20 protein-coding genes are annotated in these 16,767 nt (G+C 45.7%); 10 read left to right on the top strand and 10 right to left on the bottom strand.

Translation table 11 applies throughout. The features are described from left to right. The 3 genes from C7445_RS13355 to C7445_RS13345 form a co-directional block, all read left to right on the top strand. On the top strand, positions 1-1,018 hold a 1,018-nt coding region (locus tag C7445_RS13355; RefSeq protein WP_166669153.1), incomplete at its 5' end, for an ATP-binding protein. Continuing rightward, positions 1,015-2,532 (top strand): TnsD family Tn7-like transposition protein, encoded by a 1,518-nt coding sequence (locus C7445_RS13350; RefSeq protein WP_134161086.1) that lies wholly within the window; start codon positions 1,015-1,017, stop codon positions 2,530-2,532. The genes C7445_RS13355 and C7445_RS13350, both read left to right, overlap by 4 nt. Before the next feature lie 153 nt (positions 2,533-2,685). Then, the gene (locus C7445_RS13345; protein ID WP_134161084.1) at positions 2,686-3,006 is read left to right on the top strand and encodes a YnfA family protein; all 321 of its coding nucleotides are present in this window, start codon (positions 2,686-2,688) and stop codon (positions 3,004-3,006) included. Positions 3,007-3,172: 166 nt separating this feature from the next. Here C7445_RS13345 and C7445_RS13340 read toward each other — a convergent pair whose 3' ends face one another. Genes C7445_RS13340 through C7445_RS13315 form a run of 6 tightly spaced genes read right to left on the bottom strand, consistent with a single transcriptional unit; the run spans position 3,173 to position 6,711 of the window. Then, complete coding sequence (locus C7445_RS13340) at positions 3,173-3,451, bottom strand: hypothetical protein (RefSeq protein ID WP_058095821.1); 279 nt, start codon at positions 3,449-3,451, stop codon at positions 3,173-3,175. Beyond that, positions 3,451-4,395 carry a thioredoxin-disulfide reductase gene (trxB, locus tag C7445_RS13335; protein ID WP_134161082.1) on the bottom strand — a complete coding sequence of 315 codons (945 nt, stop codon included), beginning with the start codon at positions 4,393-4,395 and terminating at the stop codon, positions 3,451-3,453. Before trxB ends, C7445_RS13340 begins: the two co-directional genes overlap by 1 nt. Positions 4,396-4,410: 15 nt before the next feature. Then, positions 4,411-4,887 carry an ArsI/CadI family heavy metal resistance metalloenzyme gene (locus C7445_RS13330; RefSeq protein ID WP_134161080.1) on the bottom strand — a complete coding sequence of 159 codons (477 nt, stop codon included), beginning with the start codon at positions 4,885-4,887 and terminating at the stop codon, positions 4,411-4,413. Next, positions 4,884-5,312 carry an arsenate reductase (thioredoxin) gene (gene arsC / locus C7445_RS13325; protein ID WP_058095823.1) on the bottom strand — a complete coding sequence of 143 codons (429 nt, stop codon included), beginning with the start codon at positions 5,310-5,312 and terminating at the stop codon, positions 4,884-4,886. Before arsC ends, C7445_RS13330 begins: the two co-directional genes overlap by 4 nt. A gap of 15 nt (positions 5,313-5,327) precedes the next feature. Beyond that, positions 5,328-6,371: an ACR3 family arsenite efflux transporter gene (gene arsB, locus C7445_RS13320; RefSeq protein ID WP_279586224.1), complete on the bottom strand. Its 1,044-nt coding sequence runs from the start codon at positions 6,369-6,371 to the stop codon at positions 5,328-5,330. A 16-nt stretch (positions 6,372-6,387) separates the two neighbouring features. Next, positions 6,388-6,711 (bottom strand): ArsR/SmtB family transcription factor, encoded by a 324-nt coding sequence (locus C7445_RS13315; RefSeq protein ID WP_067623251.1) that lies wholly within the window; start codon positions 6,709-6,711, stop codon positions 6,388-6,390. A 240-nt stretch (positions 6,712-6,951) separates the two neighbouring features. Between C7445_RS13315 and C7445_RS13310 the strand changes: the two genes are divergently transcribed. Beyond that, positions 6,952-7,290, top strand: coding sequence for an ArsR/SmtB family transcription factor (locus C7445_RS13310; RefSeq protein WP_083511786.1), 339 nt, complete (start codon positions 6,952-6,954; stop codon positions 7,288-7,290). A 14-nt stretch (positions 7,291-7,304) separates the two neighbouring features. Further along, complete coding sequence (locus C7445_RS13305) at positions 7,305-7,967, top strand: cation diffusion facilitator family transporter (RefSeq protein ID WP_067623249.1); 663 nt, start codon at positions 7,305-7,307, stop codon at positions 7,965-7,967. A 129-nt stretch (positions 7,968-8,096) separates the two neighbouring features. Here C7445_RS13305 and C7445_RS13300 read toward each other — a convergent pair whose 3' ends face one another. From C7445_RS13300 to C7445_RS13285, 4 genes are all read right to left on the bottom strand, one after another. Then, positions 8,097-8,423 (bottom strand): rhodanese-like domain-containing protein, encoded by a 327-nt coding sequence (locus tag C7445_RS13300; RefSeq protein WP_067623247.1) that lies wholly within the window; start codon positions 8,421-8,423, stop codon positions 8,097-8,099. A gap of 30 nt (positions 8,424-8,453) precedes the next feature. Next, entirely contained in the window at positions 8,454-9,431 is a 978-nt protein-coding gene (locus C7445_RS13295; RefSeq protein WP_134161076.1) for an inorganic phosphate transporter, read from the bottom strand. Positions 9,432-9,453: 22 nt separating this feature from the next. Further along, positions 9,454-9,762 carry a PadR family transcriptional regulator gene (locus tag C7445_RS13290; protein WP_134161088.1) on the bottom strand — a complete coding sequence of 103 codons (309 nt, stop codon included), beginning with the start codon at positions 9,760-9,762 and terminating at the stop codon, positions 9,454-9,456. A 207-nt stretch (positions 9,763-9,969) separates the two neighbouring features. Next, positions 9,970-10,656, bottom strand: coding sequence for a hypothetical protein (locus C7445_RS13285; RefSeq protein ID WP_134161074.1), 687 nt, complete (start codon positions 10,654-10,656; stop codon positions 9,970-9,972). A 333-nt stretch (positions 10,657-10,989) separates the two neighbouring features. Between C7445_RS13285 and C7445_RS13280 the strand changes: the two genes are divergently transcribed. From C7445_RS13280 to C7445_RS13260, 5 genes are all read left to right on the top strand, one after another. Further along, a complete protein-coding gene (locus tag C7445_RS13280; protein ID WP_067623238.1) occupies positions 10,990-11,373 on the top strand; it encodes a hypothetical protein in 384 nt (127 codons plus the stop codon). Between the two features lie 967 nt (positions 11,374-12,340). Then, entirely contained in the window at positions 12,341-13,144 is an 804-nt protein-coding gene (locus C7445_RS13275) for a carboxypeptidase-like regulatory domain-containing protein (RefSeq protein ID WP_134161072.1), read from the top strand. Between the two features lie 552 nt (positions 13,145-13,696). Next, on the top strand, positions 13,697-13,975 hold the full coding sequence (locus tag C7445_RS13270; RefSeq protein ID WP_134161070.1) for a hypothetical protein: 279 nt from the start codon (positions 13,697-13,699) through the stop codon (positions 13,973-13,975). After that, positions 13,972-14,169 (top strand): hypothetical protein, encoded by a 198-nt coding sequence (locus C7445_RS13265; RefSeq protein ID WP_067625879.1) that lies wholly within the window; start codon positions 13,972-13,974, stop codon positions 14,167-14,169. The genes C7445_RS13270 and C7445_RS13265 overlap by 4 nt, the downstream gene beginning before the upstream one ends. Positions 14,170-15,036: 867 nt before the next feature. Next, positions 15,037-15,993: a DNA adenine methylase gene (locus C7445_RS13260; RefSeq protein ID WP_134161068.1), complete on the top strand. Its 957-nt coding sequence runs from the start codon at positions 15,037-15,039 to the stop codon at positions 15,991-15,993. Positions 15,994-16,767 lie beyond the last annotated feature (774 nt).

The following is a 16,767-nucleotide window of genomic DNA, read 5'->3' as shown; positions in this document are numbered from 1 at the left end:
TCGCGTTCTCAGCCACATTCCGCAGGTTATCATTCACAATGAGTATGAGCAACAGCGTTTCGATCAGATCCAATTGGTGTGGATGAAATTAGAAACCCCTTACAATTCGAGTGTGAAAGCATTGTGCCTGCAGTATTTTACCCAGTTGGACGAAATCTTAGGTACGAATAACCTGAAGAAACTGGTCTCCAGGAACCTTTCGGTCGATGCAATGGTTCCCTACATCGCACAATCCAGCAGGAACGTCGGGTTGGGACTTTTAGTTCTGGATGAATCGCAATTCCTCTCCAAGCGAGGTGGTAGTCAACTCGTTGATTTTCTCGTGTCGCTGATTAACGGCGGATTAAGCATCTTGCTTATAGGCACCCCTTCCTCGTATGCGCTCTTTGAAGGTGAATTTCGTATCGCACGTCGGCTTACAGGTAATAAGGAAATCTTATGGAATGCAATGAAAAACGATAAAACTTTTCGCTTGTTTTTGGAGGGGATCTGGCGTTACCAGTGGTTGAGGAACTATACTCCGCTTTCTGATGAACTGGTTTCGGCAATATTTGAAGAAACACAGGGGATATCGGATTTGGTGATAAAGCTATACCTCTATGCCCAACAGTTCTCTATTGAGCGTGGCTTCGAGGTGATTACTCCCGAAATCATAAGAAGGGTTGCCAAGGATCACTTCAGGCTCATGAAACCCATGCTCGATGCGTTGAAGACGGGTAATCCTTATAAAATTGCCCAATTTGATGATCTGAGAATACTGGATGCGAAGGAACGGGCATCATCACCACATCCCACACCGCCAGTTCAAAAGAGGACGAACGGTGCGAAAAAGGAAACGAAAGCAACGAACCCACCCCCAATTATAGAGAAACCAAAGAGAAACGTTGATTACAGGGATGGAGATTTGAGAAGGTTCTTTCGGGTAGCGAAGCAAGAAAATGTTGCCCCTGAGACTGTTCTGGAGCGTGAGGGATACATTGACGACATGAAAGTGTGGACAGAGGGTGGCAAGCTATGATGAATTTTATCCCGCAAATCTACAGCGACGAATTACTTTATTCCGTCCTCGCGCGATACAAACGCATGTGCGGGATGGTGAGCAGAAGAGCATTTTTGAAAGACGTGTACGGAGAGAGTAAGATGCTTACTTCAATATTCTTCCCGCAGTATCTTGAGAGTCTACGGGAGAATATGCCTCCTTATTCCAAAATTACAGTCAATGAACTGATATGGAATCACACCATGTTCCCGTTCTACACCGCCTTTCTTTCTAAAGAGCGTTCGGACAGTATCCACAGCATGATGGTCGATGGCTGTGGTAAGAGTATCGAGAATATTTTGGGATTCAGCGGCGGGAAGGTGAAGCCATATAGCCGACTTAGGTATTGTTCCAAGTGTTATTCGGAGGATATCGAAGAGTATGGAGAGAGTTTTTGGCGGAGACTTTTTCAAGTTCCAGGTGTGCTGTATTGCCCGAAACATGGGGTATCGCTGAAAAGCACAATCGTGCCATCAACAGAGAAGTATGCAGACTATTGGTGCGCTGACAGTGATATGTGTAGTGCTGACGTTGAGGATGATACATATGACGAACAAATTAAGGAACTGAATCTCCAATACATATGGAACGTGATATTTCTGATGAATAGTGCTTACAAGAAGAAGGAACTGTCCGATGTAGTTCATTTTTACATTGACCGATTGCGGGAGAGGAGGCTTGCTTCGGCGAAAGGCTTCATCCGTATCCAGGATTTCGTAGACGAGTTCCTTCGCTTCTATCCTGCTGACTATCTAAACTTGATGCAAAGTAATGTGGATTTGAATCAGCAGGCGAATTGGTTGAGACTATTCGTTCGGAACAACGCAAAGAATCGTAGCCCGCTACGGCACCTTCTGGTTTTGCAGTTCCTTGGAGTCAGCGCAGACGAGTTTTTTCATGAACAATCTGCAACGGGAAAAATTACGGCACGGGTGAACCACACCCCCTCGTTTGATCTTGAACAGCGGCGAAAAGCATGGTTAAAGATTATCGAGGAGAACCCAGGATTGAATCGAAGTCAACTAAAGGAGATTGGGAAAGGGCTACACACCTGGATATATAAGCACGATAGAGAGTGGTACGACCAGGTAACGCCACGGGTTCGGAAAAGGAAGAAGCGTTCCCCAGTGATTGACTGGGCGAAGAGGGACGAAGAGTGTTTGGCTCTGGCGAAACAAGCAGTTGAATCTATTTTGAATCGGGAAGGAAAACCAATTCGAGTTTTACCCGCAACCATTCGGCAAGAAATTGGTGTAAGGCGATGGTTTGATAATCGGAAGCTTGGGAGAACACGGCAATTTATCCAGCAGGTCACGGAGGACATCAATTCATATCGGATCAGAAAAATCAAATGGGCGATTAGTGAACTTGAAAGTGAGGGGGTGAGCCTGACGGTCTACAAAATCCAGTTGCGGGCAGGATTTGGCGGGGATAACAAAGAAATTGCGAAACTGATTTCCAGAATTGTGGATATCGGGCACTTGTCTCCTTAATTAGCTTTCGTGAACTACATTCCAGATCTAAAATTGGGACGTTAGCACAATGGTTTTCTAACGTTAGTTGTCACTTGTAAGGTTGAGAAGGCGGGGTGAGTGTTGATAGTTATAGGCATACACATTAAATGAGAACAAGGGGTATGAATTTTGATGCTATTTAAAGCGATGGATCTGTTTGTCATGGCGAGGTTGGCTGAAATTGGTGGTGGATATCTTATCTGGCAATGGTTGCGGAACGGGAAACCACTTTGGGTTGGAATACTGGGAGCAGTTATTATGGTTGTGTATGGGGGAGTTGCAACTCGCCAGGAGTTCTCGTTTGGTAAGACTTACGCCGCTTACGGTGGTATCTTTATCGTGATGGCTGTACTTTGGGGCTGGCTTGTCGATAGAAAGATTCCTGATCTGAGCGAATGGATTGGCGCGGGGATTTGCTTGGTTGGGGTATTCGTCATGTTGCTAAAAAGGTGATGTTCGGGCTACGGGAAATCCTGCAGACGGTCTAATCCATTTACTTTAACCTATGGTGCGAGGCTTGGCGGGAGTCAGGTATGCATTGAAATCCCAAGGGTAAAATACCCAAAATGAAATGCGCCTCCTCTGGAATAAGCGAGGCGCATTTGTATTAAGAGGGAACTTAACAACTGCTTTGTCCAACCAGCACAAGCCCTGATCCAGCGTCCGTACTTTGAAAATCTAACGTAACAGCTTGTGTATGCGGAACGACACGGTTTTCGATGGCAACTTTGATGCCATTGACGATTCCGACGATATCATCGTCATGTGGTTCATCGAGTGACAAACCGAGTTTCGGACCACAACAGCCCGCACCAGCAAATATGACTCGTATGCCTTCGGACTGATGTTCTTTTAACAAACCATCGATAAATCTTTTTCCTGCGTCTGTGATCTGCATCATACCGCACTCCCTTCATGTACCCCAATGTTCTCTAAATACCGCTCACACTCCAACGCCGCCATGCACCCTGAACCAGCGGCGGTAATGGCTTGTCGAAACTTGTGATCTTGTACGTCGCCGCAGGCGAAGACACCAGGAATATTGGTTTCGGTTGTCCCAGGTTTCACAACAATGTATCCGAGGTCGTCGGTTTCAATCTGACCGTTCAAAAAGGAGGTATTGGGCTTGTGTCCAATGGCAACAAATATTCCGTCCGTCTCAAGAATCTCTGAAATACCCGTTTCGTTGCGCTGGACTTTCAGCCCCGTCACGCGATTGGCTTCCGATACGACTTCGACAGGCTTGCAATCTAAGCTCCATCTGATTTTGGGATTGTTGCGTGCACGATCCTGCATGATTTTCGATGCACGCAGTTCGTTGCGGCGGTGGACGATGCGAACTTCTGACGCGAATTTCGTCAAGAAGATTGCCTCTTCCATCGCTGAATCTCCACCACCGACCACAATGATTTTCTTCCCTCTAAAGAAGAACCCATCACATGTAGCGCAAGTGCTGACTCCGTGCCCCACGTTTTCGATCTCACCTGGGATACCAAGCATTTTCGCGGAGGCTCCTGTTGAGATGATCAGGGTCTTAGTTTCCAACTCATCCGTTCCATCGACGTGAAGTTTAAATACATCCCCTAAAAGGTCTACTTTGTTTACCCACCCACGAACAAATTCTGCTCCGAACTTTTCTGCTTGCTTCCGCATGTTTTCCATCAGTTCGGGACCTATAATACCATCTGGGAAGCCAGGGAAGTTCTCGACCTCAGTAGTGAGTGTTAGCTGACCACCTGGTTCATTGCCTTCAATGACGAGTGGGTTCAGGTTTGCCCGCGCAAGATATATCGCGGCAGTCAGTCCTGCAGGTCCAGTTCCAACGACAACGACTTGTCGCATGTTTCTCCACTCCCGTTACTTGCTTTTTGAGGGAACGTCAATTTGAATAAAGCTCGGTTGTGCGGGTGGTGCACAGCAAAGGGCAAGGTTATGGCGAGCGTCTTCTGCACTTTCAAGCTCACTGTCCTCTTTCGTATAGAAGATTTCCCATGCGTTTCCGTCAGGGTCATACACCCACACTTTGTCTTGAACGGCGTAACAACAGGTGGTATTCATTTCGTCGATCAACACTAAATTGTTCTGACGTAGGCGTTCGCCCATCGCCAAAACTTCTTCGGTATTGTTGACTTGAAAACCCAAGTGATTGAGTACACCGTTTTTCTCGAATGGACGAACATTTAAGGAAAAGTGAAGGGCTGGTTCATCAAGTTCAAACTTGGCGTAGTTATCCTTGACCTTGGTTGGTTCTGCGCCAAAAAAGGCACGGTAGAACTTCAAGGATGCTTCCAAATCGGTGCAATTCACGGCAACGTGCATGCGTTTAATGGTCATCGGTTGATTTCCTCCTCCAAGAATTTTGCAATGCGCTCTTTAATGGCATCCCGCACTTCATGAAACTTCGCGGTAATTTCCTCTTCAGACCCCGTTGCTTTCGCAGGGTCTTCAAATCCCCAGTGCAAGCGATTGACGTGTGGTGGAGTGACGGGACATTTGTCGTTGGCATCACCACAAAGGGTGATTACATAGTCGGCTTTGTTCAGAATCTCAGGGTCAATTAAATCGGACGTGTGATGGGAGATGTCCACACCCGCATCCTTCATCGCAGAGACGGCTCTTGGATTGAGACCATGTGTTTCAATTCCTGCACTGTAAACCTCAATCTTATCCCCACCGAGATGTCTTGCCCAACCTTCTGCCATTTGGCTTCGGCATGAGTTGCCCGTGCACAAGAAATAAATGAACGGTTTGTTTGTCATGAGAATTCCCTCCGTTTAGGCTGTTGCCTTTTGAAAATATCTCTGTTGGAACTTGAGTGCGACGTTCACCAGTGCAATCATCACAGGCACTTCCACTAAAGGACCGATGACTGCGGCAAAGGCGGCTCCTGAATTGATGCCAAACACACCTACGGCAACAGCGATGGCAAGTTCAAAGTTGTTGCTTGCCGCTGTGAATGATAGGGTACAAGTCACCGAATAGTCGGCTCCAGCACGTTTACCCATGAAGAACGACACCAGGAACATGACAACAAAGTAGATAAGGAGCGGAATCGCAATTCGAACGACGTCCATTGGTAAGCGAAGAATCAAGTTCCCTTTGAGAGAGAACATAACAATGATGGTAAATAACAGTGCAATGAGTGTAATCGGGCTGATTTTTGGTACGAAGTTCTTCTCGTACCACGAACGCCCCTTTGCTTTGACGAAGATGTAACGGGTAATCGCACCCGATAAGAACGGGATGCCTAAGTAGATGAACACACTCTTTGCTACTTCGGCGATGGTAATGTGAATGACAATGCTGTGAAATCCGAGCCATTGCGGAACGATCGTTACGAAAATGTAGGCATAAACTGAATAAAACAGGACTTGAAAGATGGAGTTAAACGCTACGAGACCCGCCGCGTATTCGGCATTGCCTTTAGAAAGATCGTTCCAGACAATGACCATCGCGATACAACGCGCCAGACCAATCATAATCAGACCAACCATGTATTCTGGATATCCACGAAGGAACACCAGGGCAAGAACGAACATTAAAACAGGTCCGATGACCCAGTTTTGGAGGAGAGAAAGCCCTAAGATTTTACCGTTTCGAAACACCTGACCGATCTCTTCATACCGTACCTTCGCAAGTGGCGGATACATCATCAGAATTAAGCCAATGGCAATGGGAATGGATGTGGTTCCGACTTGCAATTGATTTAGTCCGTTTACGAAATGAGGGGCTACATACCCCAAACCAATCCCGATCACCATCGCCGCAAAAATCCAGATAGTGAGGTAACGGTCGAGAAAAGATAACCGCTTAACCAATTGTTTCACACGCCCCTTATTCACACTGTACGAGCATACCTTTTTGTTCCAGTTGCCGTAGTTCTTCGGACAAATCGGGCAGATTCGCAAGAGACAACCCAATTTCATTCAAACGTTCTCTGTTCAAGGAATAAAACACCCACATGCCTTTTCGCGTCTCCTTAACCAGACCCGAAGTCTTCAAACGACTCATGTGTTTCGATATGGCTGGTTGTGAAATCCCGAACATCGGAACAAGTTCACACACACAGCAGTCACGAGTCTGAAGGAGGGCGACAATCTTTAAACGAGTTGGATCGCCGAGAGCCTTCAACGCCTCTGCAAGTTGGTCAAATTCCATATAATCACCTCGGTAAACAATATAACCATACGGTTATGTAGTCTGCAAGTGGTATTCCATCTGTTTTCCACTTCATATTCATGGCAAGCGTAATACTCGGCGAGTGACGATTGTGGAATAGCGATAACCTTGAGGATGGTTGAAATGTAGTAAAGGTAATCGGCATGTTATCAGCCCATTGCAAAATGAGTGGTGTTTTCATATCATTAAGTCATGAAATGATGATGTGAGGTGAGAGATGTGAGCGCGACGATTGACACCGCATTATCCGTCAGAGCCAAGTTTTTTCGCGGATTGGCTGACCCTTCACGTTTGGCATTACTTTTGGCACTTCGGCAAGGGGAGAAAACTGTTAGCACGTTGAGCGCGGAAACAGGTCTTTCACAAAGCAATGTATCTAACCACTTGGCTTGTTTGAAGGATTGTGGACTGGTGCTGAATCGCCAAGAGTGGCGACATGTGTACTACCGTATTGCTGATGAAAAGATATTACATTTGTTGAATGTTGCCGATGAAGTGGTGGCGGATAATGCACAGCGTATTGCTGATTGCGTGAATTACTGCTCAAACGATGAATAAAGGGGGCGAGAATTGTGGCTACTGCTCAAGCTGGTTCGCATACGACATCAGTTCGCAAAGGCGTAAATATCGAAATTGTATCGATCATCTGGATGGTGATTGAAGCTGTAGTGGCAATCGGATCAGGGATTGTTGCACATTCAATTGCACTCACTGCCTTTGGTGCTGATAGCATCATTGAACTTGTCGCGGGCGGTGTATTGTTATGGCGCTTGACCATTGAAGCACGCGGGGCGAGTCTTGCACGGGTAAAACGGGCAGAGAAGACATCTTCATGGGTAGTTGGGATTGCCCTCTTATGTCTGGCGGCTTATATCGTTGTGGTGTCGCTGGTTAAGCTATTTACACACCAAGGAGCAGAAACGAGTTTCACAGGCATCGGTTTGGCGATTGCTTCTGGCATTATCATGCCGTATTTGTCACGGACGAAAAAACGCATTGGATCCGAAATTGGTAGTAAGGCACTTCGTTCAGATGGATCATGTAGTATGGTATGTGCTTATATGTCGTGGATTTTATTGGCGGGTGTGATATTAACGGCATTGCTCGGTTGGTGGTGGATTGACGCTATCGCGGCACTGGCACTTGTGTATTATGTCGTCAAAGAAGGTTGGGAAGCAGTACAAGAAGCGCGTGGTAAAGAGGATGCATGTGGTTGTGGATGTTGCCATGATTGAGTGTTGAAAAAGACGAAGGAACTACCAAACGTGATCGTTGTTATGGCACGGCTGTGCGATACATTATTCCATTATGAATACTAACAACCACGGGTATAAACCCGTGGTTTATTACACAATAGGTTAATTTCATCCGCGTTCTACAGGTAGCCCAGTTTTATTCCAATCAACAAATCCACCGTCAATGGCGATTGCTTTAAAGCCATTCTCTCGAAGGTATTGGGCGGCTCGCTCTCCGCGTGAATTCCCGCGATGATGCATGTTGCAATAAGAGACAATCTGCCGTTCTTTTGGAACTTCAGAGAGCCGATTGGGCAAGTCGTCAATCGGTATGTTGACGGCTCCTGGGACATGTCCTTCGTTGTATTCATCTGACGAACGGACATCAATGACTAAAGGTCGATCATCCGAATTAAGCCTTTCCTGCAAATCAACAGGTTTTATGAATTCAGTCATGGTCTATCCTCCAAACAGTGTATGCGTTTGTTAAAGCGTAAACCAAATCCCAGACAGTTTCGCAAGCAAAAATGTAATGACAATACCTGAGATTGGAGCAATAATCCATCCCTTAACGATATTTGAGATCGCCTTCCACTGAATCGTCCCATTTCCTCGCGCTATGCCTGCGCCCATCATAGCACCAACGAGGGCTTGATTCATTGACGTGAAGAAACCGAAAGCGACTGCTAAGAACACGACAACAGCCTGAACCAACTGCGCCGCACTTGCCATCGAAAGGTCTACATGCACAACGTCGAACGCAACTTTTTTCAACAGGGGCTTACCCCACGTAAGAACACCAATCAATAACCCAATCCCACCGATTAAACCAGCAATCCATACATTGAACAGATGCGTCATGATAAAGACTCCCGTTGCGTTAGATACATCGTTAGCTCCCATGACAAACGAAGCTACCGCGCCGACCGTAACAAGAATCATGCTCAGTGTACGAATGACAGCCATTTGCTTGTCACGCTGACTCGGTTGGAACCCTACAATGCGGTCTAATCCATGAGTGAACAGGTAGCCAAGAAAGAAAGCAATGGGTGGTGCGACTACCCAAATAATTGCCAGCTTCAAGATAGTTAGCCAATGGACTTGAATACCTGCACCCAAAGCCATGCCAACCACGCAAAAAACGAGAATTTGAATCGTGGAAGTGGGGATTTTTATCGCTGTATATATGGTGGTTAACACAAAAGCCGCAATGATAATCACCAGTGCTCCAACAACCGTCACTTTAGATGCACTCACAATGTTCAGCCCCACAGTAGATTCGACACGGTGACTTGCGAACACTGCGCCGATAAGTGCCAGAATAGCCATCAAAACCAGGGCTGGCACGAGCTTAATTGAACCCGACCCATAAGGCATACCCATGCATGCACCTGTATAGTGGGCACCGATACTCCACGCAAATGCGAGAACAATTACTACAAGAATAACCGCTTCAACGGACACCACTTATCCCTCCATATGCTCCCTAATCTTTGATCTCTTTGAACAGTTCGTATGCCTTTTTTCTGGCTTCAACAAGGACTTCTGCTCCAAGCGGTGTCGTGCTGTAGTATTTTCTGATTTTCCCTTCCACAAGCCGATCTTCTCTAAGCAAAAGCCCCTCCTTTTCCATGGTGCGTAACAGGGGGTAGAGCGTACCAGCACTCATGCTATATCCGTGGTGACTAAGCTCTTCCAACATCCACAGTCCGTAAATGGGTTCCATGTTCGCGTGGTGCAAGATGTGAATTTGTATGAACCCCAAGAACAGCTTTCTAAGCACTCGATCCTCGATGATACTCACTCCATTATCGAAATATGATATCGAAGGGCGATATCAATCGTATCATGATTACATCTATTTGTGTCAATCCCATGTTCGGAGTAGCATGCGAAGTCTGTATTTTAAATTAAGATTTGGTGGGTGAGTATGTTTGTGACAAGGGATAATGAACGCCGAATCTAAGCCAACGAAAAATCTCCACCATTTCGATCATTTACTCTATGTATCTAACATATCCCAGTCATCTCCGAGAACCCATCGTAATGCTGACAGCTTTCCGTTTAACATGCCCCATTCGAAGTCAGTCCACGGACCAAGGTTTTCTCTCCCGTATCTTCGTACAACTGCTCTTGCAGATTTTAAGGCACCCTTCCATATCTCTGGATCGACTGTTTCCTGACCCGTTCTTACTCTATATTTCAAACTGAGGTGTCTGTCGTACCATATTTTGTCCAACAGTTCTGTAATAGCACCGCTAATTTCTTCGACGGTTCTACCTTCGCACTCTTCGTCATCGTGTCTCATCATCCGAGCTTCCGTAAACTTATCAAACTTCTCCATCATTGCGAGAAAGGTTTTGTCACGTTCCGCAAAATACGCGAGTTGCTCTTCTGGCGTGATTTCGATATCTAAGAATTCCAACCGAACTCCATAGTTAGACGGGGTATTCAGGATATTTACAATACGCTCCAAATGGTGGACTTCAATCCTGTAGTCCAAGTGGAGCGTCATGAGTTCCTTGCGTTCAGATACGCTTAACTCTTGGTTGGTTACAAACACAAAAGCGTCAGCTTGATTCTTTATTACACCGTCGAAATCTGCTTGAAACTTCGTTTTGATGGCGTTAAAGGATTGCTGTCCTCTGGGAAAATAAACTGCTCCAACCCATTTGAATCCCTCTTTCAAGCAAAGGAAGTCCTTACCTCCGTCTCTGCCCCCTAAAGGGTGTGACGGATCAATCGAACTGAATCCCTCAGATTGAAGTATGTGACCTGACAGCCTCTCTGCCGACTTTTGCCCTTTGACCCATTCCTTGAGTCTATTCTACGTCTCGTCGCCATCTGTTCTTCTTCTATAATTGATTGCCATTCCGAACACCGCCGCTCGTTAGTTTTAGACATTTTCGACGTGTTCGATGTAATTTCCTGTAAAAAACTGTCGAGTCGGACTAAGACCAGTCCAATTCGGAGCAAGCCGCGTGTTATGATTGTCCTATTGGGTTAAAAAGAGGTGATCACCATGAGCAGAATTGTTCAATGCAGAGATTGTGGGGAAATTCTAAACACCGAAGACGTACATGCGGATTTTTCGGCGTGTACCTATTGTGGTTCTACGAACATCGATTATAGACTATCGTTTACCGAAACTCTGTCACTACACGATCAAGTAGAGGGTAAGGTGAAGGTCAAAGGTAGAAAAAAACCCATACGAGAATTTATCAGTGGGGATGAGTTGTTTAAAGTCAAGAAGAAATGGGTTTTCAAGCATAGAATCATCGACCGAGAAAATGATCGTTATTTTGAAAAGGTAGTTGACAAAGAAACTGATGAAGTCATTCACGAATGTGATGAACCCTTATCGGAACATTTCGGTCACGGTTCTGCCAAGTTCAAGAAAGAATAGGAATTCATGGGCGTTGGGGGATAAGTCACCGTGAGACGCATTCCCGACCCGCGCATCAACCCTTATCTGTGTAGTGGAGTGAATTAAACTCCGTTTAGGCGGAAAGGGGATTTAGTTTTCAGTTCCTTGACCCTAACCCCTGTACCCAGTCTTACTATGTAGGTAAATAAAATTCTCTCGCAAACTCGAATAATCATCTGATCCAGCCCAAATAAACACCTGATACAAGCGGGAAAACGGCGTGAGGCAAAACGGAGAAATCCTTGCCCTACAAGCCCTTTTCCCGACTTTAGTGTCAGCCCTTTATTATTCCAAGAATAAAGTTTTGACAGGAAAAAGAAGGGTAAAGGCGAGAAAAAAGGGAACTGCTTGCGAGACTTTATTATCACTGTTCACAATTGAGGACGGTTGAATGCGGGATGGAGGCGGGAAAAAAGCAGAGGATTTTTTGATGGGAACAAGCTCCTGATATCACTCCACATATATCTTCTTTGAGAGCTCAGGCGAATCGTTGCCTGGGCTTTTGTGCGGCGCATTTTGAGCTCAGATAAGCTTTCATCTTGCTCGTGATCAAAATTTGTGACTCGGTAGTGGATAACGGCGGCAAATCCATTGAATTTGTTGAGTGTATAGTTGTAACGATGAGTAGTTGATGGGCGGGCATTGTTGGAACTAAAAATACTGTATAATCAAGGAAGAACGTCAGGACACATCCATCGTTTAGATCTTGAAACGTAGACGTTGGGTGTGCGGACGTAATGAATAAATATGCATTTTCTGTGTGTTGATGTTATTCGGTTAACGAAGCAGTATTTTTCAAGATCACGGACAAACGAAGCAGGAATCTTCAAGAAGCGACTATCCAGAATATACCTCAATCGAACATGTCACGTTTCTTTTGAAGGCTTCGTCTATATTCTTGAACATCGTTAATTGACAACAAGAATTGAAAGGACGGAGAAGTGTTATGAAATATAAGGCAGGACTAACGGGACTTATTGCTTTTGGGGCAGTTTCAGTTCAAGTGTTAATGCCCGTTGTGGCTCATGCAAATACGTCTGTCGAGTATGCTCCAACTTCTATTCAAGTAACAGGACAATCATCCCTAAATCCAAAACATGTTGTGTCGAACGACCCATGGTCGGGCAAGCCAACGAGTTGGCTACCTGTGTATTATTTACAACAGGCATTGAAATCTATCGGTGTTCAAACAACTTGGAATGGAAACACCCTTGATGTTACTTCTACGCCGAGCGGATGGAATGTGAACGTAAGCGGAGCACCTCAAACGGGGACAGCCCCTACGGGACAAATGCAATTTTCCATCAATGGTAATCAGTATGATTTTATTCGTGCACCTAAACTTGTTGCGAAAGACCCTGCCAGTGGTGTAGAGACAACATACGTCCCCGTTTATTATGCCGACTTGTTCTTGCAACAAAGACTTTTAATGGGCGTGGCATGGGATGGGGATACATGGAACATGGCAACGCAAAAAGATATTTCTAAGATACAGATTACTGCCACACCAAGCACAGCGAATGTTGGGCAAGAAGTAACGATTTCAGGCAAATTACTGCTTCAAAATGGAGCGGGTGCCCCAGACGCTCAATTAAGTGTATTGGGACTTCCTAACACAAACAACAAGACAATTTCGACTAACTTGCAAGGTGATTTTTCATTTACAACAACATTCGATAAGTCAGGAACGTATCAAGTGTCAGTTGGTGATGGAAAGGTTAGTTGGCATGTCAATGTAACCGTGAAGTAAAGCGAAATTTTTTAATTTAGTTGGGGAGTAAATGTTTTATAGCAATACCTCCCCGTGTTCAGCTAACGGGGGCGAATCCTGAAGAAGAGTGTGTTGGTCAAACTGCATAGACATAAGGAATGGTGCATATTTGTACCTGCGTCCAGTCGCGCAGAACATCGTATGTCGTGTCACGAGTGGCGTTAAGTGGCCACAATAACATAGTCAGAGGATATGAGAGTTCGTACGTGAGAATCACACTCTCAAAGGCTCTCAAATGCCGTTACGGGCATTTGAGAGCCTTTGATGTTTGAACAACCTTAAGAAGGCATCTTGGTGGCCTCTGTAGGCTCACGAATTAGCTTGCCGTTGGGCACATGGAGGCGTCCAAGGTCGTATTGCTTCTTCGAGAGTGAATTCGTAACCAGGGAAGTACTCGCACATCTCTGAAAGTACCTTTGCTCTGCATAATACTTCCGACGACATCCAATTGGGCATATCGCCGCACATTTTACTTGCTGACCTACCGGAACGAGAGGTAAAGTCTTACAAACGTTTCCGGGAGGGATTGACATGTGCCGTATCGGAAAGCAATTGTTGGCCGAAAATTTGATCGATGACTTTTATGAAGATCACATACGGAATGATGGTGGGGAGCCACTGAACAAGAGCACTCTGGATGAACGATTGAAAGAACTCTTGCCTCCAGACCAACATGACCTGTTATATCGTTGGGAGGCGGAGTGCGCGGAGAATTGTGGTCGCGAACTACGGGAGTTTGCTGGTTTTTGCGCTGGAATTTTGATGTCGAACCCCTGCCATGAAGAAAACAAAGGGGGCTTGGCACGATGACAAAATTCATGATCGTAACATTTGTCATTGGAGTTGGTGCAAGCCTGGGGTTGTTAGTTCTGTTTAATTTGGTGGCATTGGCAACAGGAAAACGAACAGGTGCTTTTGTATCATTCAGTACGGTGACCCGATTGAGTTTTCTGTTTTGGCTCGTTACCATGGTTATAGACGGTTGGATGAGGTTAGGTCTGTGAGGGTAGTCGCCTTGCTCCCTGTTTGTGCTCGGATAGTGGTTCAAATCACTCGGATAGTGGTACCCGCTGTCTATCGGAAATGTTGCTGGATTGCCTTGTGTCCCCGATTCGCGTTGGCGCTAATAGAATAAATAGGTATTACTATATAAAAAGGAGCCGTAGGCCCAATAAGACAGGTTGGATAAAATAGGGTTTCCAATAGAACAGGTAGAATGAAATCAGTACTAACGATCAATACTGATCACTGTACTAAGGACTACAGGCGGTTTTATAAATTGGCCAGCGAGAGAGTTGTTCAGTCCCACCTGACATCAAGAAACAGTAACTTCCCCAAAGTCCTTGGCGCACAAGGATTTTTCTCATTCTGGAGTACCACTTACAGTGCAAATTCCGCCAGAATCCCATCACCGCCTCCAAATGATTTGTGAGTTTGCTCTCAGTTAACGGGAGTTGGATTTCGGTCATTTTTTGTCATACAATTTCAGCAGTGCAACATGACTTCAGTCCAAGATTGGCGAGGATTTATCGGCATTTAGCGGTGTAACTTGATGTGCAAGGCCGTTCGTGATTCATCCGGGGTATAAATTCTTGAGTAAAAGCAAGTCCGACGGATACTTTATGACCGCCGCACACCTGCGGCATATTTTCAGGTGTCCAAAGAGCCAAAACCCCGTCACTTTCAGTGAGTCGGCCCAAATCTGCCGAGCCAGAGGCTTCGAAACGGTATGACATGAGCCTTGTTTTTCCGGTAATTTCGGGCGGAATTTATCTCCCAAATGAGGAACGACTAGTATCACTAGCAGTCGCCGTTTCAGGGGTACAGATAATCACCCACATGGTTGGGTATTGAGGAATCACGGGGTGTCTATGAAGAAGTTCAAGGAACAACGACAGAAACTGTCCTTCTGGATGTCCACAAGCAAGCTGGAAGCGCTAATGAAGCTCTATCAAACCGACAGCATCACGGAAGTGTTCAGTAAGCTGGTCGACGAGAAGCTAGACAGCAACTTCGCAACGCAACAAAGTAATCGCTCAGTCATTACCTCCATCGGGGGTAAGAACAAACTAGCCAGACGAATCATCGAACTGATGCCGGAACATAGCGTGTATGTTGAGCCATTCGGTAACACGGCCAGCATATTGCTCCAAAAGGCTCCCGTTAAGAAGGAAGTCTACAACGACATCCACGAAGATGTGGTCAACTTCTTTACAGTCATTCAGACTGACCCGTTGGCGTTATATCATGCATGCACCAAGTTGCCATACTCCGAAGCAGTCTATAGGGAAATGTTATCCTCTCCCGTCCCTGCCGATGCCGTGGAGAAAGCGGCCAGATTCTACTACTTGAGTCGTGCAGGCTTTCTGGCCACCTCCAGGGGTACAACAGGGTTTCGGACGAATACTTCTGATGGACGCAACTTCGGGAAATTCTATTACAAAGAGTGTGAACGCTTCTATGCAATCTCGAAGCGTCTGCAGTCAGTAGAGTTGCTGAATCGCGATTTCCGCAAGGTCATCAGGGCGTATCGCGACCATGAAGATGCGCTAATCCTAGCAGACCCACCGTATTATGATGGCACAGACTATTACGAGGGTAGCTTTGCGTGGAAAGATCATCGAGACCTCGCGCAGTTGTTGACCAGCATCAGGGGTAAAGCGATGGTGTTGAACAGTCAGAACGAGCGCATTCATGAGTTATATACAGGTTTGGGGTTTGGTTACAAAGTCATTAGGACAAAGTACTCATCTAGGAAATCGGATGTAGATGAAGAGGGGAACAGAACACGCCCAGTAGTGCCGTTACACGTGTACATGAATTTCTAGTAGGGGGTAAGTCACTCGATTGTGAACGTAAGAGAAACCGCTAAAACTGTCGGACAAATTAACGGTTGAAAATGCCCTAATCACTTTTGTAGCAACATTCTAGAGTCACTATTTCAATATACATGATGTGCAAACCAAAATGGGATCAAAATTAAAACAGATGTAACCCACGGAGAGCCGGTAAACCACGCCGCGCTCTCTCTTTTTATGCACTTGTGTGGTGCACTTTGTGATTTTTTGAGATGGACTTAGAAACCCAAAAGCACTTGCAGTTTTTTCGATGCAATCAGTCATTGTAATCCAGCACTTTTTTTATCCGTTTGCGACATTTTTCTGCACTCAAAAATACCTCTAGTAGATCTTCGTTATTACTCAAAAAGGCGGTGTTAAAAATTGGTACAAAACGGTTGGCAATTCCTACTCTAAAAGGTTTTTCCGATGTATTTAGGTCAACGGTCAGCAAGCCGGACAGTAAGGCATTCTTGTTCAATCCGCAAGATGCCAAGCATCAGTTGAACGATGGTCGTTTAATGCGAGATGGTGCTGTGCTCTCGGTTGAGGAATTGCGACGATTAGCAGGTGATTTGACCGTGAACAAGCCCATTGAGGAGAATGTGCTGATTTACGGGTTGCATAGTTACCTCGTTACTAAGGGTCTGCACCTCTACAGCACATTCGAAGTTGAGTCCAGTATGCTGTGTAAAAAGGGATGGCACATTTGAGGTATAAAAGATGAGCCATCTCCGTCCTCTCTGGTAGAATGTGAGATTGAGA

This window comes from Alicyclobacillus sacchari, from assembly GCF_004366795.1.
Taxonomy (GTDB): Bacteria; Bacillota; Bacilli; order Alicyclobacillales; family Alicyclobacillaceae; genus Alicyclobacillus; species Alicyclobacillus sacchari.
Note: the sequence above shows the minus strand (reverse complement) of the source record. Positions and strands in the feature narration are given on the sequence as shown.